We start from the raw sequence: 20854 nt of genomic DNA, 5'->3' as shown, positions 1-20854 counted from the left end.
TTCACCATGAGCGAGCCGGCCAAGGCAGGCACTCTTGATCGGCTGCGGGTCCGCTACGGGTGGCTCGACCATGTCATCCGCGCCTACCAGCGTTTCGACGAGCGCAACGGCGGGTTCTTTGCCGCCGGCCTCACGTACTACACGATTTTCGCGTTGTTTCCGTTGCTGATGGTCGGTTTCGCGGTGTTCGGATTCGTGCTCGCCCGGCGCCCGCAGCTGCTGAGCACGATCGACGATCACATTCGCTCGCAGGTGTCGGGCACGCTGGGTAATCAGCTGCAGGAGTTGATGAACTCGGCGATCGATGCCCGGACTTCGGTCGGTGTCATCGGTCTGGCCACCGCGGTGTGGGCGGGCCTGGGCTGGATATCGCACCTGCGCCAAGCGCTGACCGAGATGTGGTGGGACTCCAACATCGAGTCACCGGGCTTCGTGCGCAACAAGTTCTCCGATCTGCTGGCGATGCTGGGGACGTTCGCGGTGATCGTGGCCACCGTCGCGTTGACCACCGTCGGCCACGCCGCACCCATGGCCACGCTACTGAAATGGCTTGGCGTACCGCAGTTTGAGGTGTTCGACTGGCTGTTCTGGGTTTTCTCGATCGCGATCGCGACGTTGGTGTCGTGGCTGCTGTTCACCTGGATGATCGCGCGGCTGCCCCGGGAAAAGGTCAGCTTCGTCGATTCGATGCGGGCCGGGCTGATCGCGGCGGTCGGCTTCGAAGTGTTCAAACAGGTGGGGTCGATCTATCTGAAGACGGTGTTGCGCAGCCCGGCGGGCGCCGCGTTCGGTCCGGTACTCGGGTTGATGGTGTTCGCCTACATCACCGCCTATCTCGTCCTGTTCTGCACCGCGTGGGGGGCGACGGCATCCACCGATCCGCGTGACCAACACGTCGAGCCGCCGGCACCGGCGATCATCGCGCCGCGGGTGCACATGGACGAGGGCCTCAATACCCGCCAGACGCTGACCGCGATGGGCCTGGGAGCCGTTGGGGCGCTGGCTCTTTCCCGGATCGCCGGATTTGCCCGCCGTAGCCGCTAGCTGAGCAGCTTCAAACCCGCGATACAAGCCACGATCCCGGCGATCAGCAACAGCTTGGTCAACGACGCCGGCTCGTCACCGGTCAGCGCCGCGTAGCCCACCGTGAGAACGGCCCCGATGCCGACCCATACCGCATAGCTGGTTCCGACCGGCAGGGTGCGCATCGCGGTCGCCAGTCCGGCCATCGAAAGCACCAGCGCGACAACGAAGACCAGCGACGGGCCGAGCCGGGAGAAGCCGTCGGACTTGTTCAGGGCGGTCGCCCACACCGCTTCCAACACCCCCGACGCAATCAGGACGAGCCATGCCATCGCGCACCTCCGCGGCGCCGTCTTTTCGCTGGCCGGGTACGGGGCCCCTCGTCCGGTGTCAGGTGCTGACGGCTCGATGCTAACAAGACCGGCGCGGCGCAACGGATGCGACCGTGGCGGATCGGCTACCCGTCAACCAGCCAGTCGCCGTGGGCCATGACGGCGGCCACTCGCAAATCACGGTCGAGCACCACAAGATTGGCGTCATAGCCGGGCCGCAGACCACCCACCCGATCGAGACCCAGCGCGCGTGCCGGTGTCGCGGCGGTTGTCTGCACCGCGGCGGCCAGTCCCGCGTCGCGGTCCTCGCCCATCCCGGCCACGGCGCGGAAAAGCCGATCCATGGTGGCGGTGCTACCCGCGATCGTCGACGTTCCATGCACCCGCGCGACACCGGATGCCACATCGATGCGCACCGCGCCGAGGCGGTACGCGCCGTCGTCGCGGCCCGCCGCGGCGATCGCGTCGGTGATCACGGCGACCCGGTCCGCGCCGGCCGCCTCGATCACCGCGCGCACCACGTCCGGGTGCAGGTGCACGCCGTCGGCGATGAGCTCGACGGTCACCCGCGGGTCCCACAGCAAGGCGAGCGCCGGGCCGGGCTCGCGATGGTGCAGCGGCGCCATCGCGTTGAACAGGTGCGTGCCCACCGTAGCGCCCAGTTCGATGGCGTGCCGGGTCTGCTCGTAGGTCGCATCGGTATGCCCCACCGCCACAACGACTCCCGCGTCCACGAAACGCCGGATCGCGGCGTCGGAGCCGGGCAGCTCGGGCGCCAGGGTGACCATCTTGATCGCGTCACCGCCGGCACTGAGCACCGCGTCGATCTCTGTTTCGTCCGGGTCGCGCATCTGGGTACGGTCGTGTGCCCCGCAGTGCGCCCGGCTCAGCCAGGGACCCTCCAGATGAATGCCCGCGACCGTTCCGCGCCTGGTGGCGTCGGCGAGCGCACGCACCCCGGTGAGCAGGTCCGCCGGCGAGGCGGTCACCAGGCTGGCGAGCGTGGTGGTGGTGCCGTGGCGCAGGTGGAAGGCGGCGGCGTCGTCGATACCCTCGGCGTCTGTGTAGGAAGCCCCGCCGCCGCCGTGCACGTGCATGTCGATAAAGCCCGGTGCCACAGTGCAATCGGGGAAGTCCCGGTCGGGCGGGCCCGGCGGCGGCCCGGCCGCGCAGGCCACGATCCGCCCGGCGGAGGTCTCGAGCCAGCCCGGCCGGCAGATCTGCCCGCCGACCGCCATTGTTCCCGCGCTGATCAGTCCCACCGGCCGCCGTTTTCCCAGAAGTGGCGGATGTCCTCGAGCTGGCGGCCCTTGGTCTCCGGCGCATACCGGTAGACGAAGACGAACGCGACCGCCGCGAGCGCCGCGAACGCCGCGAAAGTCCCCGCGCCGCCCAATGAATGCAGCATGGTCAAGAAGACGGCGGCGATGATGGCGTTGGCCACCAGGTTAGAGGTCAGCATGGTGCTCGACCCGATGGACCGCAGCCGCGACGGGAAGCTTTCGCTGGCGTACACCCAGCCCAGCGAGCCGAAACCCATGGTGTAACCGAAGATGAACAACAGCACGCCCGCGAACCCGGCGACCGCGCCACCGATCCCACGGCCGAAGACGGCCATCAGCACGACGTCGGCGACGATCATCATGGCGGTGCCGCACAACAGGATTGGCCGCCTGCCCACCCGGTCGACCAGCAGCAGCGCCGTGCCAACGGCCGCCAAGCCGGCCACCTGCACCAGCGCCGGCAGCCCCAGCAGCGCGAAGTTGCCGGTGAACCCCATTGTCTCAAATATCCGGGGACTGTAATAGATGATCGCGTTGATGCCGGTGATCTGGATCAGGAAGCCGAGAACGACGACGAAGACGGTGGCCCGAAGATAGGGCCTGCGGACCATTTCCGGCAGTATCTCCGAGAGGCGGCCGCTGCCTTCGCTGACCGCGCGGCCGATATCGGCCAGCTCCTCGTCGACCTGCGCGTCGGGCTCCACCCGCAGCAGTGCCCGCCGGGCGTCGTCGACGCGGCCCTTGAGCAGGTACCACCGGGCGGTGTCGGGCATCCGAATCACCAACGGCGCCAACAGCAGTGCGGGCACGCAGGCCAGCCCCAGCATCCACCGCCAGCTGTGCGTGCCCGCGAGCAGGTAGCCGGTCAGGTAACCGACGACCAGCCCACTGACGATCGCCAGCTGGTAGACCGTCAGCAGCGAGCCGCGCACCGCCGTGGGCGCCGATTCGGCCACATACACCGGGACGACCACCACCGTCACGCCGATGGTCAGGCCGACGAGCAGGCGCGCCGCCAACAGCATCGGCATAGAGACCGAGAACGCAGCCAGCAGCGCGAAAGCCGCGTAGGCGAACAGGATCAGCACCACCGACTTTTTCCGCCCGATCACGTTGGCCAGCACGCCGGCGCCGAGCGCTCCGATGATCTGGCCGAACACCACCATCGTCGTCAGCAGTTCCTGTTGCCGGGTGGACAGCCCGAATTCCTCGGTGACGAACAGTTGCGCGCCGGCGATGATGGACAGGTCGTAGCCGTAGATGACGCCGACGCTGGCGGCGGTCAGCCCGACCAGCAGGCCGCGCCGCGATCCGGTGGCCACCGGGGCTCAGCGGTGTTGGGGTCGACGGTTCATCGAGCGTGCGGCCATGATCAAGCTAAACACGATGATGCTGCCGATGACAGCGACGCCCACCCGGACCGGCATGGTGTCCGCCGAACCGATGATTGCGCCGGCCGCAGCGTTGGTGGCGAGCCGGTCCGCGGCGGTGTCGCTCTTGGCCGGTGCCAGCGAAGGGTCGGGCGCCACCAGCGAGCCGACCTGAGTGCCCTGCGGGGTGGCGAACCCGTAGTCCAGCAGATGCGCGGCCTGTTCCCATGGCGCGATCGGTTGCCGCGTCCCGTGCAGCAGCACCGCCACCAACCGCCGCCCGTCGTGGTTGGCCGCGCCCACGAACGTCTGGCCCGCGTCGTCGGTGTACCCGGTCTTGCCGCCCAGGGCGCCGGGATACTTGTAGAGCAGCTGGTTGTCGTTCTCCAACTCGTAGCCCGGGTGGTCGCCGTGGCCGGGGAACTCGAAGGTCCGCGTCGCGACGATGTCGGCGAACGTGGGGTTTTGCCACGCGTAGCGATAGAACAGCCCGACGTCGTAGGCCGAGGTGCTCATGCCGGGTGCGTCCAGCCCCGACGGTGACGCCACCCGGGTGTCCTGGCCGCCCAGCTTGGCGGCCAGCACGTTGATCTTCTCCAGCGCCTGCTGCATGCCGCCGAGCTGCATGGCCAGCGCGTGGGCGGCGTCGTTGCCGGAGTGCATCAGCAGGCCGTGCAGCAACTGGTTGACCGTGAACACGCCACCTTCCTGAACGCCGACCTTGGTGCCCTCGGCGGCCGCGTCGTCGGCGGTTCCGGAAACCGACTTGTTCAGGTTGAGCGTGTTGAGGGCGGCCATCGCGACCAGCACCTTGATGATGCTGGCCGGGCGGTGACGCCCGTGCGGGTCCTTGGCGGCGATGACCGCGCCGCTGTCCAGGTCAGCCACCAGCCAGGCCTCGGCGGACACGTCGCCCGGTAGGGGCGGCGTATTCGGCGCGGCGACAATGCCGCAACTGCCCAGCGCGTCACCGCCGACGGGTTTGGCGGGCACCGCCAGCGGGATCGGGGGATCGCCGGCGGTGGGCACTTCCGATGAATCCACCGCGGCCGGGGTGTTCACCTTGTACGGGCAACTCGCGGGCGCGGCGTTGGGTTCGGCGCCCGGCTCGGCTTGCGCGAGCGGCAACGCCGTCGGCGCCGCCACCGTGGCCGGGGCGGCCATCAGGAAAAGCGCCGCTGCCAGGCATGATGCGGAACGTAACAGGGTCATCGTCTGTGCACACTAAGCGATTGTGGGCCCGAATTCGGGGAGCCGCGCTGTGACTGATGGGACGGAAGTTACTCAGCCGGGCAGCTGGCCCGGGATACGCTGGGCGCGGCCCGCGGGAAGGCGCCCGCCCGCACCGACTTCAAAAGGGTTTGCCATTTCCGACGATCGATTGTGGACCAAGCTGCGGCGCAAGCGCGATGGCGCCGCCCCGCGCGCGTTGAAGGATCTGCTCAAGCAGGTCGAGAAGGCGAGCCAGGTGCGGCGTTCCGGGCTCGATCAGGTACTGGCGGAACTCAAGCTGCATCGTGACGCCGCGACCGACGCGGAGTTGCGGTCGGCGCTCGCCTGGCTGTGCAACGCGGTGTCGCGGTTGGTGAACGATCCCAACGCGGCGCATGCCCGGGAGGTGTTGCTGGCCGCCGATGCCGTCAGGCGCTCGGGTTAGAGCCGCGCCGATTCCTCGTGCAGGACGCCCCTGAGGATGGATTCAATGGTGTCGAATTCCGCTTGGCCACTGATCAGCGGGGGCGCCAGCTGGATGACGGAATCGCCGCGGTCGTCGGTGCGGCAATACAACCCGGCAGCCAACAGCGCCGACCCGACCCGGGTGAGCAGCGGGCGGCGCTCTTGGTCGCTGAAGGTCTGCTTGGTCGCCTTGTCCTTGACCAGTTCCACGCCGTAGAAGAAGCCCTCGCCGCGCACGTCGCCGACGATTGGCAGGTCGTAGAGCTTCTCCAGGGTGGCGCGGAAGGAAGGTGCGTTGGTTTTGACGTGATCGTTCAGCGCCTCGCGCTCGAAGATGTCGAGGTTGGCCAGCCCGACGGCCGCCGAAACCGGGTGGCCGCCAAAGGTATAACCGTGCGGGAACATCGTGGCGCCGTCGTTGAAGGGCTCGAACAGGCGCTCGCTGGCGATCATGGCGCCGATCGGTGAATAGCCCGACGTCATCCCCTTGGCGCAGGTAATCATGTCGGGCACGTAGCCGAAGTCTCCGATGTCCGATGAGCAGGCGAACATCGACCCGATGCGGCCGAACGCGCAGATCACCTCGTCGGAGACCAGCAGCACGTCGTAGGAGTCGCAGATCTGGCGCACCCGCTCGAAATAGCCTGGGGGAGGCGGGATGCTGCCACCCGCGTTTTGCACCGGCTCCAAAAATACCGCGGCCACCGTGTCGGGCCCCTCGAACTCGATGGCCTCGGCGATGCGGTCCGCGGCCCACTGTCCGAAGGCCTTTGGGTCGGTGCTGAAGTGTTCCGGTGCCCGATAGAAGTTGGTGTTGGGCACCCGAAAGCCGCCGGGAGTCACCGGCTCGAACGGCGCCGTGAAGCGCGGCAGCCCGGTGATCGCCAGGGCGCCGTGGGTGGTGCCGTGGTAGGCGACCGCGCGCGAAATCACCTTGTGCTTACCGGGTTTGCCGGTGAGCTTGAAGTACTGCTTGGCCAATTTCCACGCGGTCTCGACGGCCTCCGTGCCGCCGGTGGTGAAGAAGACCCGGTTCAGGTCGCCCGGTGTGTAGCCCGCGAGACGCTCGGCGAGCTCGATGGCCGGCGGGGTGGCATACCCCCACAGCGGGAAGAACGCCAGCGTGCCCGCCTGCCGGGCGGCGGCCTCGGCCAGCTCGGCGCGGCCGTGGCCGACCTGCACGGTGAACAGCCCGGACAGGCCGTCGAGGTAGCCCTTGCCGCGGTCGTCGAAGATGGTGACACCCTCGGCGCGGGTGATGATTGGCGGCGTGATTCCCGGGCCGTGGCGGGAGAAGTGTAGCCACAGATTGTCGCTCATTGGTGGTGAGCGTAGCGCGCGGTTCGGGCTAGGCTCGGCGATATGACCTCAACGCAACAGGTCAGCGAATTCGAGTCGTTGCGACCGCATCTCATGTCGGTCGCCTACCGGCTGACCGGCACCGTCGCCGACGCCGAGGACATCGTCCAGGACGCCTGGCTGCGCTGGCATCGGCAGGATCCCGAAAAGGGAACGCAGATCACCGACCTTCGGGCGTGGTTGACCACGGTGGTGAGCAGGCTGGGTCTGGACAGGCTGCGCTCGGCCGCGCATCGTCGCGAGACCTACACCGGCAACTGGCTACCCGAACCGGTCGTCACCGGATTCGGCCCGCCTGCTGCCGAAGCCGATCCGCTGTCCGCGGTGGTGGCCGGCGAGGACGCCCGGTTCGCGGCCATGGTGGTGCTGGAGCGACTCTCGCCCGATCAGCGGGTCGCATTCGTCTTGCACGACGGGTTCGACGTGCCGTTCGCGGAGGTGGCCGAGGCGCTGGGCACCAGCGAGGCCGCCGCCCGGCAGCTGGCCTCGCGGGCGCGCAAGGCGGTCGCGGCCCAGCCGCCGCCCGAACCCGACCCGTCGCACAACGAGGTGGTGGGAAAGTTGATGGCCGCCATGGCCGCCGGCGATCTGGAAGCCGTGGTGAGCTTGCTGCATCCGGACGTCATTTTCACCGGCGATTCAAATGGCAAGGCGCCCACGGCGGTTCAGGTCATCCACGGACCGGACAAGGTGGTCCGGTTCATGCTCGGCTTGGCAAACCGCTACGGTCCCGCCTTCTACACGTCGTACCAACTGGGACTGGTCAACGGCGAGCTGGGCATCTACACCGCCGGCTTCCCCGCGGACGAGAGCTACCGCGAGATGTGCCCGCGGATCATGGCGATGACGGTGCGAGACGGAAAGGTCTGCGCCCTCTGGGATGTCGCCAACCCGGACAAGTTCACCGGGTCTCCGCTGCGCGTGTCTCGTTGAGCTGGTCAGCCCACGGGACCCGGCAGGCGTCACCGGAATTGAAGCCCTGCTCGGTGATGCCCAGCGCGGTGTTCACCCGCGCCCGCATGTTCTCCAACCCGACCTGATAGGTCAGCTCGAACACCCCGGCGTCGCCGAAGCGGGACCGCAGGTCGTCGACCTGTTCGTCGGTGACGGTGTGCGGATCGGTGGTCATCGCGTCGGCATACGCGATGGCGGCGCGCTCGTCGTCGGTATAGGCCGGTGAGGTGGCGTAGTTATCGATCTCCTTGAGCCGCTCCACGTCCAGGCCGTCCAGACGCTGCAGCATCGATCCGAAGTCGACGCACCACGAGCAGCCGATCCGGCGCGCGGTCCACAACACCGCCAGCTCACGCACGCTGGCCGGCAGGGTTTTCGACGCCCGGTCGACCATCGTCTCGTGCATGGCGCTGGCGATCAGCAGCCCGCGATGGTGCGCGGCCACGGCGAAGGGCTCGGGTACTTGACCGTAGCGCCGCTTGGCGACCCGGTACATGGCCCGGGTCAGCAGCCCGGCGCGCTTGGGTGGCAGGGGCTCGATGCGGGTTTTCTGTGTCATATCGGTCAGACGAGACAGCCCGGCGATGTGTGACGGGCTGCCAGAACCAATTGATGAGTTTCGAACGTGCTATCGGATGCGATAGCACGTTCGGGGACCAGGCCCCGAGCTCAGCGCGAAGAAACTAGCGCGAGAACATGATCGCGCGCTTGACCTCTTGGATCGCCTTGGTGACCTGGATGCCGCGCGGGCAGGCCTCCGTGCAGTTGAACGTGGTGCGGCACCGCCACACGCCGTCGACCTCGTTGAGGATGTCCAGGCGCTCGGCGGCGGCCTCGTCGCGGCTGTCGAAGATGAAGCGGTGCGCGTTGACGATCGCCGCCGGGCCGTAGTAGCTGCCCTCGTGCCAGAAGATCGGGCAGCTGGTGGTGCAGGCCGCGCACAGGATGCACTTGGTGGTGTCGTCGTAGCGGGCGCGGTCGGTCGGGCTTTGGATGCGTTCGCGCGTCGGCGGGTTGCCGGTGGTGATCAGGTACGGCTTGACCGCGCGGTAGGCGTCGAAGAACGGCTCCATATCGACCACCAGGTCCTTCTCGACCGGCAGCCCCCGGATCGGCTCGACCGTGATAGTGAGTGCCTTGCCCGGCTTTTTGGGCAGCAGGTCGCGCATCAGCACCTTGCACGCCAACCGATTGACACCGTTGATGCGCATGGCGTCCGAACCACATACCCCGTGCGCGCAGGAGCGCCGGAAGGTCAGCGTCCCGTCCAGGTAGCTCTTGATGTAGATCAGCAGGTTGAGCATCCGGTCGCTGGGCAGGCACGGCACCCGAAAGCTTTGCCAGCCACCGGTTTCCGCGAAGGCGTCGGGCTGGTCGGGGTTGAACCGGGCGATCTTGACGGTGACCATCGCGGCCTCGTCGGGAACCGGCGGCAGGGGCGGTTCCAGGGTTTCGACCTGCTGTTCTGAAACGTCGGTCATCAGTACTTCCGTTCCTTGGCTTCGTAGCGCGTCTGCACCACCGGCTTGAAGTCGAGCGCAATGTCGCTCAGCAGATCGCTGCCCTGCTTGTACGCCATGGTGTGGCGCATGTAGTTGACGTCGTCGCGGTTGGGGTAGTCCTCGCGGGCATGCCCACCGCGAGACTCCTTGCGGTTCAACGCCCCGACCACGGTGACCTCGGCCAGCTCCAGCAGAAAGCCCAGCTCGATGGCCTCCAGCAGGTCGGTGTTGAATCGTTTCCCCTTGTCGTGCACGGTGATTCGGGAATAGCGTTCCTTCAAGGCGTGGATGTCGGTCAGCGCCTGCTTGAGCGTCTCCTCGGTGCGGAATACCGCGGCGTTGTTGTCCATGGTCTGCTGCAGGGCCCCCCGGATGTCGGCGACGCGCTCGTTGCCGTGCTCGCTCAGGATGTCGCCCACCCAGCCGACCACCATCGCCGCCGGCTCCGGGGGCATGTCCACGAAGTCGTGACCGCGGGCGTACGACGCGGCGGCGATGCCGGCCCGGCGGCCGAACACATTGATGTCCAGCAGCGAGTTGGTGCCCAGCCGGTTGGCACCGTGCACCGACACGCACGCGCACTCGCCGGCCGCGTACAGGCCCGGAACCGTGGAGGTGTTGTCGGCCAACACCTGTCCGGTGACCGTGGTGGGGATGCCGCCCATCACGTAGTGACACGTCGGGTACACCGGGACCAGCTCGTGCACCGGGTCCACCCCCAGATAGGTGCGGGCGAACTCGGTGATGTCGGGCAGCTTGGCCGCGAGCACGTCTTCACCGAGGTGGCGGACGTCGATGTAGACGTAGTCCTTGTGCGGGCCCGCGCCGCGGCCCTCCAGGACCTCCAAAACCATGGAGCGGGCGACGATGTCGCGCGGAGCCAGGTCGACGATCGTCGGGGCGTAGCGCTCCATGAAGCGCTCGCCCTCGCCGTTGAGCAGCCGCCCACCCTCGCCGCGCACGGCCTCGGAGATCAAGATGCCCAGACCGGCCAGGCCGGTCGGGTGGAACTGATGAAACTCCATGTCCTCCAACGGAAGTCCCTTGCGAAAGACGATGCCGATGCCGTCGCCGGTCAGGGTGTGCGCGTTGGAGGTGGTCTTGTACATCCGGCCCGAGCCGCCGGTCGCCAGCACGATCGCCTTGGCGTGGAAGACGTGGATCTCGCCGGTGGCCAGCTCGTAGGCGACCACACCGGTGGCCACCGGCCCGCTCGGGGTCTGGGTGAGCACCAGGTCCAGCGCGTAGAACTCGTTGAAGAACTGCACGTCGTGGCGGACGCAGTTCTGATACAGCGTCTGCAGGATCATGTGGCCGGTGCGGTCGGCGGCGTAACAGGACCGACGCACCGGGGCCTTGCCGTGGTCGCGGGTGTGTCCGCCGAAGCGACGCTGGTCGATGCGGCCCTCGGGGGTGCGGTTGAACGGCATCCCCATCTTCTCCAGATCGAGCACCGCGTCGATGGCTTCCTTGCACATGATCTCCACCGCGTCCTGGTCGGCGAGGTAGTCGCCGCCCTTGACGGTGTCGAAGGTGTGCCATTCCCAGTTGTCCTCTTCGACGTTGGCCAGCGCCGCGCACATGCCGCCCTGGGCGGCGCCGGTGTGGCTGCGGGTGGGGTAGAGCTTGGTCAGCACCGCGGTGCGCACCTGCGGAGCCGCTTCCACCGCCGCCCGCGTCCCGGCACCGCCCGCGCCGACGATCACCACGTCGTATCGGTGTTGCTGGATCACGGGTCAGCCTCCCTGGATCAGGAAATGTTCGGGTCGAATGTCACCAGCACGTAGGTGCCCAGCACCAACGTGAACCCCATCGACAACAGCAGCAGGCTGTTGAGCCAGAACCGGGTGCTGTCCTTGCGGCTGTAGTCGTCGATGATGGTGCGCAGGCCGTTGCCGCCGTGCAGTTGGGCCAGCCACAGCAGGGCCAGGTCCCAGAATTGCCAGAACGGCGACGCCCAGCGCTGCGCCACATAGTTGAAGTCGATGCGGTAAACGCCGTTGTCCCACATCAGCATGATGAACAGGTGGCCGATCGCCAGCACGAACAGCGCGATGCCCGAGAACCGCATGAACAGCCAGGCGAACTTCTCGAAGTTGGGGATGCCGGCCCGGCGCCGCGGCGAACGGGGATTGTCCAGGCTGGCGGGGCGGTCGTGGCTGCGCTGTTTGACGGGGGCCGCCTGGCCCCTTTGGAATTGGGGGGTTAGTTGAAGGTCGGGGCTGCTCATCGGAAGTGCTCCATCATGTGGATGACGGTCACCACGGCGGCCGGGACCATCAGCAGCAGGAACACGACGCCGACGATCCAGAACATCAGCCGCTGATAGCGCGGGCCTTCGGACCAGAAGTCGATCAGGATCACCCGGATTCCGTTCAGGCCGTGAAAGAGCACCGCGGCGATCAGGCCGTATTCCATCAGGCCGACGATCGGCATCTGATAGTCGTGGATCACCGCGTTGTAGGTCTGCGGGCTCACCCGGAGCATCGCGGCGTCCAGGACGTGCACGAACAGGAAAAAGAAGATCGTCGCACCGCTGATGCGATGCAGCACCCACGACCACATGCCCGGATCTCCCCGGTACAGGGTCCGCGGCGGCCTGCGTTTGCGCGAGGTAGCCGGTGCGGGTGCCGACGGATCCGCGGTTGTCGGTTGTGTAGTCACCCCAGTCCTCCGCCTTCTTGCGACCTTCTTGCGACGTTGCGCGACAGTCACGCCGGGCACTTGAGCTTAGCTCGCGCACGGTGTGACTTGCGCCAATGTCCGTCAAGCGAAATGCCGTTTTGCGGCTAGGGTGACTGTGGGAAGCGGCCATGGGTGAGCGGGGTTGCGTGATGCCGGAGATTGACTGGAATATATTGCGGGACAAGGCAATCCAGGTTTCTGCGGGGGCCTATGCGCCGTACTCGCGATTCCCGGTGGGTGCGGCCGCGCTGGTCGACGACGGCCGCGTGGTCACCGGATGCAATGTGGAGAACATCTCATATGGCCTTGGTCTCTGTGCCGAGTGTGCCGTGGTGTGCGCCCTGCATTCGACCGGCGGCGGGCGGCTGATCGCGCTGGCGTGCGTGGATCAGCGGGGATCGGTGCTCATGCCGTGCGGGCGATGCCGCCAGGTGCTGGCCGAACACGGGGGTCCCGAGTTGCTGATCGACCATCCGGGCGGGCCCCGCCGGCTCGGCGACCTGCTGCCCGACGCCTTCGGCCCCGACGACCTGGCCGCGGGGCGCACCTGATGCCGCCCGCGTTCGACGCGCCCACCGTGATCAGGACCAAACGCGACGGCGGCCGGTTGTCCGACGCCGCCATCGACTGGGTCGTCAACGCCTACACCGCGGGCCGGGTGGCCGAGGAACAGATGGCGGCCCTGTTGATGGCGATCCTGTTGCGCGGCATGGATCGCGGCGAGACCGCCCGGTGGACGGCGGCGATGCTGGCCTCGGGCGAGCGGCTCGACTTCAGCGACCTCGACGGGCCCACCGTGGACAAGCACTCGACCGGCGGGGTGGGGGACAAGATCACCCTGCCCCTGGTGCCCGTCGTCGCCGCCTGCGGCGCGATGGTGCCCCAAGCGTCGGGCCGCGGACTCGGCCATACCGGCGGCACCCTGGACAAGCTGGAATCCATCGCCGGGTTCACCGCCGAGCTGTCCACCCGCCGCGTGCGCGAGCAACTGCGCGTCCTCGGCGCGGCCATCTTCGCCGCCGGTGACCTGGCCCCGGCCGACGCGAAGCTGTACGCGCTGCGCGACATCACCGCCACCGTCGAGGCGCTGCCGCTGATCGCCAGCTCGGTGATGAGCAAGAAGCTGGCCGAGGGCGCCGGCGCGCTGGTCCTCGACGTGAAGGTCGGTTCCGGCGCATTCACCGCCTCGGAAGCCCAGTCCCGCGAGTTGGCGCACACCATGGTCGAGCTGGGTGCCGCGCACGGCGTGCCCACCCGCGCGCTGCTGACGGACATGAACCGCCCGCTGGGTGCGACCGTCGGCAACGCCCTCGAGGTCGCCGAGTCGCTCGAGGTGCTGGCCGGGGGCGGCCCGCCCGACGTCGTCGAGCTGACGCTGCGACTGGCCTCCGAGATGCTCGAGCTGGCCGGGATCGACGACCGCGATCCCGGCGAGACGCTGCGCGACGGCACCGCGATGGACCGGTTTCGCCGGCTGATCGCCGCCCAGGGCGGCGATTTGTCGGTGCCGTTGCCGATCGGTCGGCATGCCGAGACCGTCACCGCCGCCCGGGGCGGCACAATGGGCGGTATCGACGCGATGGCAGTGGGGCTGGCGGCTTGGCGGCTCGGTGCGGGCAGATCCCGTCCGGGCGACCGCGTGCAGTTCGGCGCCGGCATCCGGATCCACCGCCGGCCCGGCGAGCCGGTCACCGCCGGTGAGCCGCTGTTCACCCTGTATACCGACACCCCGGAGCGCTTCGGCGCGGCGCTCGCGGAGTTGGACGGCGGCTGGAGCGTCGGCGACACGGCCCCGGCTTCCTGGCCGCTGATCATCGATCGGATCGTCACGTGACCGCGCCGCTGGGTCTGGAGCAGATCCGCAAGGCGCCCAAGGCGCTGCTGCACGATCACCTCGACGGTGGGCTGCGCCCGTCGACCGTGCTGGAGATCGCCGAGCAGATCGGCTACGACGAGTTGCCGGCCACCGACGTCGACGAGCTGGCGACGTGGTTTCGCACGCGGTCGCACAGCGGCTCGCTGGAGCGCTACCTGGAGCCGTTTTCACACACCGTGGCGGTGATGCAGACGGCCGAGGCGCTGCACCGCGTCGCCTACGAGTGCGTGGAAGATCTGGCCGCCGACTCGGTGGTCTACGCCGAGGTCCGGTTCGCGCCCGAGCTGCACATCGACCGTGGCATGTCCTTCGACGCCATCGTCGATGCCGTGCTCGCCGGATTCGCCGACGGAGAGAAGGCGTGTGCCGGCGCGGGCCGGCCGATCATGGTGCGCCTGCTGGTTACGGCCATGCGGCACGCGGCGGTGTCCCGGGAGATCGCCGAGCTGGCAATCCGGTTCCGGGACAAGGGGGTTGTCGGTTTCGACATCGCCGGCGCCGAGGCCGGCAACCCGCCGACGCGGCACCTGGATGCCTTCGAGTACATGCGAGACCACAACGCCCGTTTCACCATTCATGCCGGGGAGGCGTTCGGCCTGCCGTCCATTCACGAGGCGATCGCGTTCTGCGGCGCCGACCGGCTGGGCCACGGGGTGCGGATCGTCGACGACATCGAAGTGCTGCCCGACGGGCAGGTTCGGTTGGGTCAACAGGCAGCGATCTTGCGGGACAAGCGAATTCCGCTGGAGCTGTGTCCGAGCTCCAACGTGCAGACCGGCGCCGTCAAGAGCATCGCCGAGCATCCGTTCGATCTGTTGGCCCGCGCGCGGTTCCGGGTGACCGTCAACACCGATAACCGGTTGATGAGCGACACCTTCATGAGCCGCGAAATGCTGCGCCTGGTCGAGGCTTTCGGCTACGGCTGGAGCGACCTCGAGCGGTTCACCATCAACGCGATGAAGTCCGCGTTCATCCCGTTCGGCGAGCGGCTGGCGATCATCGACGAGGTGATCAAGCCGCGCTACGCCGTGCTGATTGGCTAGCGGGCGGCATCGACGTTCTGAGCTGCGCCGAAATTCATCGGCTCGGCTTTTGCGCCGCCCCCGCATACTCACCGATGAAGCCGTTGCGCAACCACCACCTGGGGCTGGTGTGCTTGAAGATCTTCTCGTCGAGGGCGCGAGTGCGCACCGACCTCCTGACCGGGAACGGATTCATCCCAGACTTGTACTCGAGGCCGACCATGGCCGGCGCGGTCGGCCGACCTCGCCTGGGCAGCAACTCGAAACCGGCGTCCTGAAGGAGGCTATTCAACTCCGCCGGGCGGGGGAATCGCCGAAAGTCGTGGTTGGACTTGTGTAGACCGAACACGTACAGCGGCCCAATCGCGACGAAGCAAAGCCAGGTGAACAGGTTGCGATCCGGCGTGACGTAGAACATCCGGCCGCCCGGCTTCAGCGCGCGTAATACGCTGTCGAACAGACGGCGGTGCTCGGTGCAATGGTCGAGGACTCCGTGCAGGTAAACAAGATCGAACCGACTGGTCGCCAACACATCCGCGGTTCGGGCATCGCCGACAATGAACTTCAGCCTGGTGTTGTCGGTGAAGCGCTTGCGGGCTGCGTCGATCGCTTTATAGTCGACGTCGACGCCGACGATGTCCCACTCGCCCAACTCTGGATATCGTTCCAGCAATCCCGCGATCGCCCCGCCGCTGCCGCAGCCGACCACTGCCATCTGCGGGCGTTCGGTGTTTGCGGATGGAAGGTAGTCGTGTAGGAATTCCCATGCGGTGTAGTCGATTTCGCTGACCAGTTCTGCGGTGAAGCGCCACTGTGCGCTGACGTCAGCGTTGGAGAAATAACGGACGCCGCGCTCGATCGTGCCGTTGCAGACCCGCACCAGAGCGCGATCGATCATCGAATAGCGGTACTCGGGCTCACCGGCTGCGTCATTGGCGCGTTCCCGGTCGAGGAACTCGAAGTAGCTCCGCTCTTCGGGTTCGATTGCCGCTTCCCATGATTGGGCCTTGTCGAGCACACGCTCCCGAATCCACGAATCGATGACCCGGCTGTAGACGGTTCTGTCGAACAACATGAGCTGATGGCCGCCGCCGGGCATCATGAAAAAGTCTTTGGTTCCGCCGATCCGCTCAAAGCATGCGCGGCAGTGCTCGGCGCCGACGATTTCATCGTGCTCGCCGCAGGTGATCAGAACGGGTTTCGTATTGGCGGCGGCGGGCAGAGGCGGGACATAGTTGAACACCGAGTGGTAGCTCTTGAATCCATACGACCAGACGTAGAGCGGGTCCTTCTTCTTAGTGTCCAGCAATCCGGGGTCTTCTTGGTAGGCGGCCTTGAAGTCTATGAACCGTCGCAGCGGGACCGGCAGCCGATCACCTATCCTGGCTGCCGCGCATTGCGCTGGGCGCGACTGAAACAGTCGGATCGCCGTCCTCATTGGCGTCTCGTGGTTCAACAAGATGTTCATGCACACACCGGCCGCCACTGCCGGGCACGCGTCGAGCGCGTGAAAAGCGACTTCTCCACCCTGGCTGGCACCGTGCACGACGACGGGTAGCGAAGTGCGTCGTGCGGCGTAATCGGTTACTGCCCTGGTGTCTTCGAGAAAGTCTTCGAAGGTGAACACACCCGCCATGCCCTCGGTGCGACCGTGCCCGGTGAGGTCGAACGAATAGACCGCCGCCCGATAGTGGCGGCGCATGTGCTCGGCGAACGTGTCGTAACCCTCGCTGTTCCCGGCGGTCCCATGCACCAGCACCAGGACATAGTCGGCGTTGTCATTGTCATAGCGACGCACGAAAATACGTCTGGCACCGGATCCTGTCACCGCGTCTTCGACCATCGGCGGCACTGGCGCCGTGGTGGTGTTCGGGATCATCAGCTTCTCCGATCCAATCCTTCGGTGATGTGGGTGCCGATCATGCGCGCGAAAGCGTCGAAATCGCTGCGGAAGCGTGAAGTGTCGGAGATGAACGGGCGCTGCATCGACATGCCCAGCAGCACGATTTCGAAGAGATGCACCGTCTCGTCGATCAAACCCGGCGGCGCATCGTCACCAATGATGGTGCGTAGCAGCTCGGCGATCCGCCCGCGCTGGGTATCGCGATAGTCGACATACGCGGTCCGCAAGAACTCGTTGTGGTTGGCCGCTGCGGCGAACTCGACCATGAAGGTGACGGCGTCGAGGTTGTCGATGAACAGGGTGTAGACCAGATCGCCCGCCTTGGTCAGGCTGTCACCCACGGACACCGCGTCCGTCAGTCGGGCCGAAGCGGTGGAGAACATCGTCTTGGCCATGTCGTCGACCGCCGCCTGGAAGAGCTTTTCCTTCGTCTCGAAGTGATAGTGCAGCAGTGTCTGCGAAACGCCGGCCTCGTTCGAGATGAGCTTCATCGAGGATTTCTCGTAGCCGTACGCGCCGAAGCACCTCACCGTGGTCCGCAGGATTCGCTGCCGGGCGTCGCCTGCCGTCATCGCGGAACCAGGGTTGTGCTGAGCCTCGGGAACTGTTGCGGTCAACATCGACTCTTCTCTTCGGCACCAGTTACCCGATAACATACTGTCTGATCGATCAGTCAGGCAACCATGATGTGACGGGTGAGCACCTGCATGCACGCGAATGTGACGCCGAAGATCACTTTGACCTTCGACAACGGCCCGACGCCTGGAGTCACGGATCAGGTTCTCGATGCGCTGGCGCAGCGGCGGATGTCCGCCATCTTCTTCGTCGTCGGGGAGAGGGTTTGCGCGCCGCAGGGACGCGAGCTGACGGCGCGGGCCGTGCGTGATGGGCATCGGATCGGCAATCACTCCTTCACCCATGGTCGACCTCTGGGCGAGCTATCACCGGCGGAAGCAATTCACGAAATCAGCGGTACGCAAAAGCTTTTGGATGATTTCGCCGATGCCAATCGGTACTTCCGACCATGGGGAACGGAGGGCGTGCTCGACCGGCGCTGTCTGAATCAGGCGGCGGTCGATCACCTCATCGCGGAGAAGTACAGCTGCGTCCTGTGGAACAGCGTCCCGCGCGACTGGGCCGATCCCGGCGGCTGGGTGAGCCGGGCGCTCGCCGATACCCGCCGCTACCAGCACACCGTGGTCGTGCTGCACGACCTACCCACCGGCGCGATGGAGGCGCTACCGAGATTTTTCGACGAACTGACCCGCTCCGGCGTGCAGGTCACCACAGAACTCCCGGGGGATTGCATGCCGATCGTCCGCGGTCGGATGCGAACACCCGTCGATCACCTGCGACCCGAGTCCTAGAACACCGACCGTCCCATGGCCCGCACCGTGCTGGCCAAGTGGGTCTGCACCGCCTGCAGTGCGCGCGGTAAGTCGCCGTCGCGCAACGCTTCCGCGATGCCCAGGTGCTCCACCATGATCGTGGCCACCCGATCGGGGTCGCGCAGCGCCGATTCGCCGATCATCCGCATCTGGCGGTCGCGCAGGGAGGCGTAGAAGCCCGACAGGATGGCGTTGCCCGACTCCTGCAGCGTGATGGCGTGGAAGGCGCGGTCGGCCTCCACGAACGCCCGCCAGTCCGTCGCGGCCGCCGCGTCGCGTTGCCGGGCCAGCTGGACGGACAGGCGCTCGAACACGGCGGCGCACACGGCGGCGCCGCGCCCGATCACCTTGCCGGCCGCGAACTGCTCGAGCACCAGCCGCGCCTCCATCACCGAGCGCACCTCGTCCGGCGAAACCGGAACCACCAGCGCGCCGCGCTGCGGATACAGGCGCAGCAGACCCTCGGCCTCCAGCCGCAGAAACGCCTCGCGCACCGGGGTGCGTGACATCCCCAGTGCGGTGGCCACGTCGCCCTCGCTGATCAGTTCGCCGCCCGGGAGCTCGCCGGTGAGCACGCGCCCCTTGACATACTCGAGCGCGCGGTCCTTGGCCGTCCCCGGCCGGGCGTCCTTTGCTGCCACGCCGAGACCTTCCCTGGTAGCTAAGTCGTATCTCAACCGTCCGAACGACCGTACACCCAGGCGATCTACCAGCGGTGTTTGACGCTTAGATACAAGATAAATACTATTTAGATACGAGATACTCGAGCTTCAAGGGAGACGACATGCCCACCACGCAGCAGCTAGGGACCGCGAACCTGGACCCGACGGTCCCCGCGCCAATGGTCAACGTCGCCGAATACGGGTTCGAGGGCCGGTTCGAGGAGTGGGCCGAACAGGCCGAATACTTCGAATACTCCAAGGCCGCCAACCCGATCGGCTCGGGGTTGACCCCCGGGGTGCCGATCAGGCGGTTCGGCCCCGAGATCTACCTGGACGCGCCGACCGGCGTGATCCCGCTGGACCTGTCCGCAGAACTGGGCGGCACGACTGGCGCGGCGACCAGCCCCGCCCTGCTGGCCAACTTCGTGCGCATCCGCGCGAACGAACACCTCGATACCAACCCCAACGCCACCTCGCAGCTGTACTACGTGCTCTACGGGCGGGGCTTCGCGGTGGTCAACGGCAGCCTGATCGAGTGGGAGAAGGGCGATTTCGTGACGCTGCCCGCGGGTGCGCACTCGGTGTTCCACGCCGCCGCCGACACGACCATGTACTGGGTGCACGACGAGCCGCTGATGCGCTACCTGGGCGCCGACGCGACCCGGCCCCGGTTCCGTCCCACGAAGTTCCGCCGCGCCGACGCCGTGGCCAAGCTGACCGAGATCGCCTCGCGTCCCGGCGCCAACGAGAAGAGCCGGGTCAGCGTGCTCTTGGCCAACGCCGCGCAGGCGCAGACCCTGACCATCACCCACGTGCTGTGGGCCATGTTCGGCCTGCTGCCGCCCCATCAGGTGCAGCGCCCACACCGGCACCAGTCGGTCGCGTTGGACCTCATCCTCGATGCGCCCCCGGCGGGCTGCTACACGCTGCTGGGTACGCGTCTCGACGAGCGCGGCGACATCGTCGACCCCATCCGGGTGGACTGGGAGGCCGGGTGCGCCTTCACCACCCCGCCGGGCATGTGGCACGCCCACTACAACGAGACCGACGAGCCCGCCCACCTGATCCCCGTCCAGGACGCCGGGCTGCAGACCCACCTGCGCAGCCTCGACATCAAGTTCACCCAGCGCCGCGATCTCGCCGCCGGGTGAACGGCTCCGCCGCCCGGGTCGATGCGAGGCCCAGATTTGACGCATAGGGTGGCTCGACATGAAGGTGCCCCTGCTGGGCCCGGTGTCGCTGACTGGATTCCAGAACCCCTGGTTCTTCCTGGCGCTGCTGGCCGTGCTGTTGGTGATCGGCCTCTACGTCGTGCAGCAATTCGCCCGCCGTCGCCGGGTGCTGCGGTTCGCCAACATGGAGGTGCTGGAGCGCGTCGCCCCGCCGCACCCGAGTCGGTGGCGGCACGTGCCGACCATCTTGCTGGCCGCGTCGCTGGTCCTGCTGACCACGGCGATGGCCGGGCCGACGTCCGACGTCCGAATCCCGCTCAACCGCGCCGTCGTGATGCTCGTCATCGACATGTCACAGTCGATGCGGGCGACCGACGTCGAACCCAACCGGCTCAAGGCCGCCGAACAGGCGGCCAGCCAGTTCGCCAGCCAATTGACGCCCGGCATCAATCTCGGGCTCGTCGGTTTCGCCGGCACCCCGTATTTGCTGGTGCCACCCACCCCGCAACACCAGGCGACCCTCGACGCGCTGAAGAAGCTGGACTTCGCCGACAGCACGGCCACCGGCCAAGCCATCTTCACCGCCCTGCACGCGATCGGTGCGACGGCGGTCACCGGCGGCGACAACCCGCCGCCGGCCCGCATC

At 67.1% G+C, this 20854-nt stretch carries 21 protein-coding genes, 2 pseudogenes and 1 riboswitch; of the genes and pseudogenes, 10 read left to right on the top strand and 13 right to left on the bottom strand.

What is annotated here, in order from left to right; all coding sequences use genetic code 11:
• Window positions 1-6: 6 nt before the first annotated feature.
• Complete coding sequence (gene yhjD / locus A5775_RS03125) at window positions 7-1044, top strand: inner membrane protein YhjD (protein WP_067247329.1); 1038 nt, start codon at window positions 7-9, stop codon at window positions 1042-1044.
• Here yhjD and A5775_RS03120 read toward each other — a convergent pair.
• The 4 genes from A5775_RS03120 to A5775_RS03105 form a co-directional block, all read right to left on the bottom strand.
• Window positions 1041-1355 (bottom strand): multidrug efflux SMR transporter, encoded by a 315-nt coding sequence (locus A5775_RS03120; protein WP_067247326.1) that lies wholly within the window; start codon window positions 1353-1355, stop codon window positions 1041-1043. The genes yhjD and A5775_RS03120 overlap by 4 nt on opposite strands.
• Before the next feature lie 11 nt (window positions 1356-1366).
• Window positions 1367-1430: riboswitch (guanidine-III (ykkC-III) riboswitch) on the bottom strand.
• A 50-nt stretch (window positions 1431-1480) separates the two neighbouring features.
• Window positions 1481-2593: an N-acetylglucosamine-6-phosphate deacetylase gene (gene nagA, locus A5775_RS03115; RefSeq protein WP_369827766.1), complete on the bottom strand. Its 1113-nt coding sequence runs from the start codon at window positions 2591-2593 to the stop codon at window positions 1481-1483.
• Window positions 2594-2607: 14 nt separating this feature from the next.
• A complete protein-coding gene (locus tag A5775_RS03110; RefSeq protein ID WP_067247319.1) occupies window positions 2608-3960 on the bottom strand; it encodes a sugar porter family MFS transporter in 1353 nt (450 codons plus the stop codon).
• A 6-nt stretch (window positions 3961-3966) separates the two neighbouring features.
• Window positions 3967-5220, bottom strand: coding sequence for a D-alanyl-D-alanine carboxypeptidase family protein (locus A5775_RS03105; RefSeq protein ID WP_067247315.1), 1254 nt, complete (start codon window positions 5218-5220; stop codon window positions 3967-3969).
• Window positions 5221-5389: 169 nt separating this feature from the next.
• Between A5775_RS03105 and A5775_RS03100 the strand changes: the two genes are divergently transcribed.
• A complete protein-coding gene (locus tag A5775_RS03100; RefSeq protein ID WP_067247311.1) occupies window positions 5390-5665 on the top strand; it encodes a hypothetical protein in 276 nt (91 codons plus the stop codon).
• On the opposite strand, the gene A5775_RS03095 is transcribed toward A5775_RS03100, so the two are convergent.
• Entirely contained in the window at window positions 5662-7005 is a 1344-nt protein-coding gene (locus A5775_RS03095; RefSeq protein WP_067247306.1) for an aspartate aminotransferase family protein, read from the bottom strand. The two genes, A5775_RS03100 and A5775_RS03095, sit on opposite strands and share 4 nt — an antisense overlap.
• A 42-nt stretch (window positions 7006-7047) precedes the next feature.
• On the opposite strand from A5775_RS03095, the gene A5775_RS03090 reads away from it, so the two are divergent.
• On the top strand, window positions 7048-7977 hold the full coding sequence (locus A5775_RS03090) for a sigma-70 family RNA polymerase sigma factor (RefSeq protein ID WP_067247302.1): 930 nt from the start codon (window positions 7048-7050) through the stop codon (window positions 7975-7977).
• Here A5775_RS03090 and A5775_RS03085 read toward each other — a convergent pair.
• The 5 genes and pseudogenes from A5775_RS03085 to sdhC form a co-directional block, all read right to left on the bottom strand.
• Window positions 7946-8590: pseudogene (locus A5775_RS03085) on the bottom strand (carboxymuconolactone decarboxylase family protein); the annotation flags it as partial. The gene A5775_RS03090 and the pseudogene A5775_RS03085 overlap by 32 nt on opposite strands.
• A 91-nt stretch (window positions 8591-8681) precedes the next feature.
• On the bottom strand, window positions 8682-9479 hold the full coding sequence (locus A5775_RS03080) for a succinate dehydrogenase iron-sulfur subunit (RefSeq protein WP_067247296.1): 798 nt from the start codon (window positions 9477-9479) through the stop codon (window positions 8682-8684).
• Window positions 9479-11233: a succinate dehydrogenase flavoprotein subunit gene (gene sdhA, locus A5775_RS03075; RefSeq protein ID WP_067247293.1), complete on the bottom strand. Its 1755-nt coding sequence runs from the start codon at window positions 11231-11233 to the stop codon at window positions 9479-9481. Before sdhA ends, A5775_RS03080 begins: the two co-directional genes overlap by 1 nt.
• Window positions 11234-11250: 17 nt before the next feature.
• Complete coding sequence (locus tag A5775_RS03070; RefSeq protein WP_067247288.1) at window positions 11251-11730, bottom strand: succinate dehydrogenase hydrophobic membrane anchor subunit; 480 nt, start codon at window positions 11728-11730, stop codon at window positions 11251-11253.
• A complete protein-coding gene (sdhC, locus tag A5775_RS03065; RefSeq protein WP_067247285.1) occupies window positions 11727-12065 on the bottom strand; it encodes a succinate dehydrogenase, cytochrome b556 subunit in 339 nt (112 codons plus the stop codon). The genes A5775_RS03070 and sdhC overlap by 4 nt, the downstream gene beginning before the upstream one ends.
• Before the next feature lie 269 nt (window positions 12066-12334).
• On the opposite strand from sdhC, the gene A5775_RS03060 reads away from it, so the two are divergent.
• From A5775_RS03060 to A5775_RS03050, 3 genes are read left to right on the top strand one after another with little or no spacing between them, the layout of a single operon-like run.
• Window positions 12335-12736: a cytidine deaminase gene (locus tag A5775_RS03060; RefSeq protein WP_067247358.1), complete on the top strand. Its 402-nt coding sequence runs from the start codon at window positions 12335-12337 to the stop codon at window positions 12734-12736.
• Window positions 12736-14019: a thymidine phosphorylase gene (locus tag A5775_RS03055; RefSeq protein WP_067247281.1), complete on the top strand. Its 1284-nt coding sequence runs from the start codon at window positions 12736-12738 to the stop codon at window positions 14017-14019. Before A5775_RS03060 ends, A5775_RS03055 begins: the two co-directional genes overlap by 1 nt.
• Window positions 14016-15104, top strand: coding sequence for an adenosine deaminase (locus A5775_RS03050; protein ID WP_067247278.1), 1089 nt, complete (start codon window positions 14016-14018; stop codon window positions 15102-15104). The genes A5775_RS03055 and A5775_RS03050 overlap by 4 nt, the downstream gene beginning before the upstream one ends.
• 34 nt (window positions 15105-15138) lie before the next feature.
• On the opposite strand, the gene A5775_RS03045 is transcribed toward A5775_RS03050, so the two are convergent.
• A complete protein-coding gene (locus A5775_RS03045; protein ID WP_156660552.1) occupies window positions 15139-16926 on the bottom strand; it encodes an alpha/beta fold hydrolase in 1788 nt (595 codons plus the stop codon).
• 35 nt (window positions 16927-16961) lie between these two features.
• The gene (locus tag A5775_RS26185) at window positions 16962-17558 is read right to left on the bottom strand and encodes a TetR/AcrR family transcriptional regulator (protein ID WP_369827765.1); all 597 of its coding nucleotides are present in this window, start codon (window positions 17556-17558) and stop codon (window positions 16962-16964) included.
• A gap of 135 nt (window positions 17559-17693) precedes the next feature.
• Here A5775_RS26185 and A5775_RS26180 point away from each other — a divergent pair.
• Window positions 17694-17951 (top strand): annotated as a pseudogene (locus tag A5775_RS26180) (polysaccharide deacetylase family protein); the annotation flags it as partial.
• Window positions 17952-17972: 21 nt separating this feature from the next.
• Window positions 17973-18353 carry a hypothetical protein gene (locus A5775_RS25810; protein ID WP_231995105.1) on the top strand — a complete coding sequence of 127 codons (381 nt, stop codon included), beginning with the start codon at window positions 17973-17975 and terminating at the stop codon, window positions 18351-18353.
• On the opposite strand, the gene A5775_RS03030 is transcribed toward A5775_RS25810, so the two are convergent.
• Window positions 18350-19015: a GntR family transcriptional regulator gene (locus A5775_RS03030; RefSeq protein ID WP_067247270.1), complete on the bottom strand. Its 666-nt coding sequence runs from the start codon at window positions 19013-19015 to the stop codon at window positions 18350-18352. The two genes, A5775_RS25810 and A5775_RS03030, sit on opposite strands and share 4 nt — an antisense overlap.
• A gap of 143 nt (window positions 19016-19158) precedes the next feature.
• On the opposite strand from A5775_RS03030, the gene A5775_RS03025 reads away from it, so the two are divergent.
• Window positions 19159-20187, top strand: coding sequence for a cupin (locus A5775_RS03025; protein WP_067247267.1), 1029 nt, complete (start codon window positions 19159-19161; stop codon window positions 20185-20187).
• Between the two features lie 58 nt (window positions 20188-20245).
• A partial coding sequence (locus tag A5775_RS03020; RefSeq protein WP_156660550.1) for a VWA domain-containing protein occupies window positions 20246-20854 on the top strand: 609 nt, incomplete at its 3' end.

It is taken from the genome of Mycobacterium sp. 852002-10029_SCH5224772, from assembly GCF_001667315.1.
In the GTDB taxonomy this organism is placed as follows: domain Bacteria; phylum Actinomycetota; class Actinomycetes; order Mycobacteriales; family Mycobacteriaceae; genus Mycobacterium.
The sequence above is the reverse complement of the archived record's forward strand: the minus strand, read 5'-3'. Positions and strand labels throughout refer to the sequence as shown.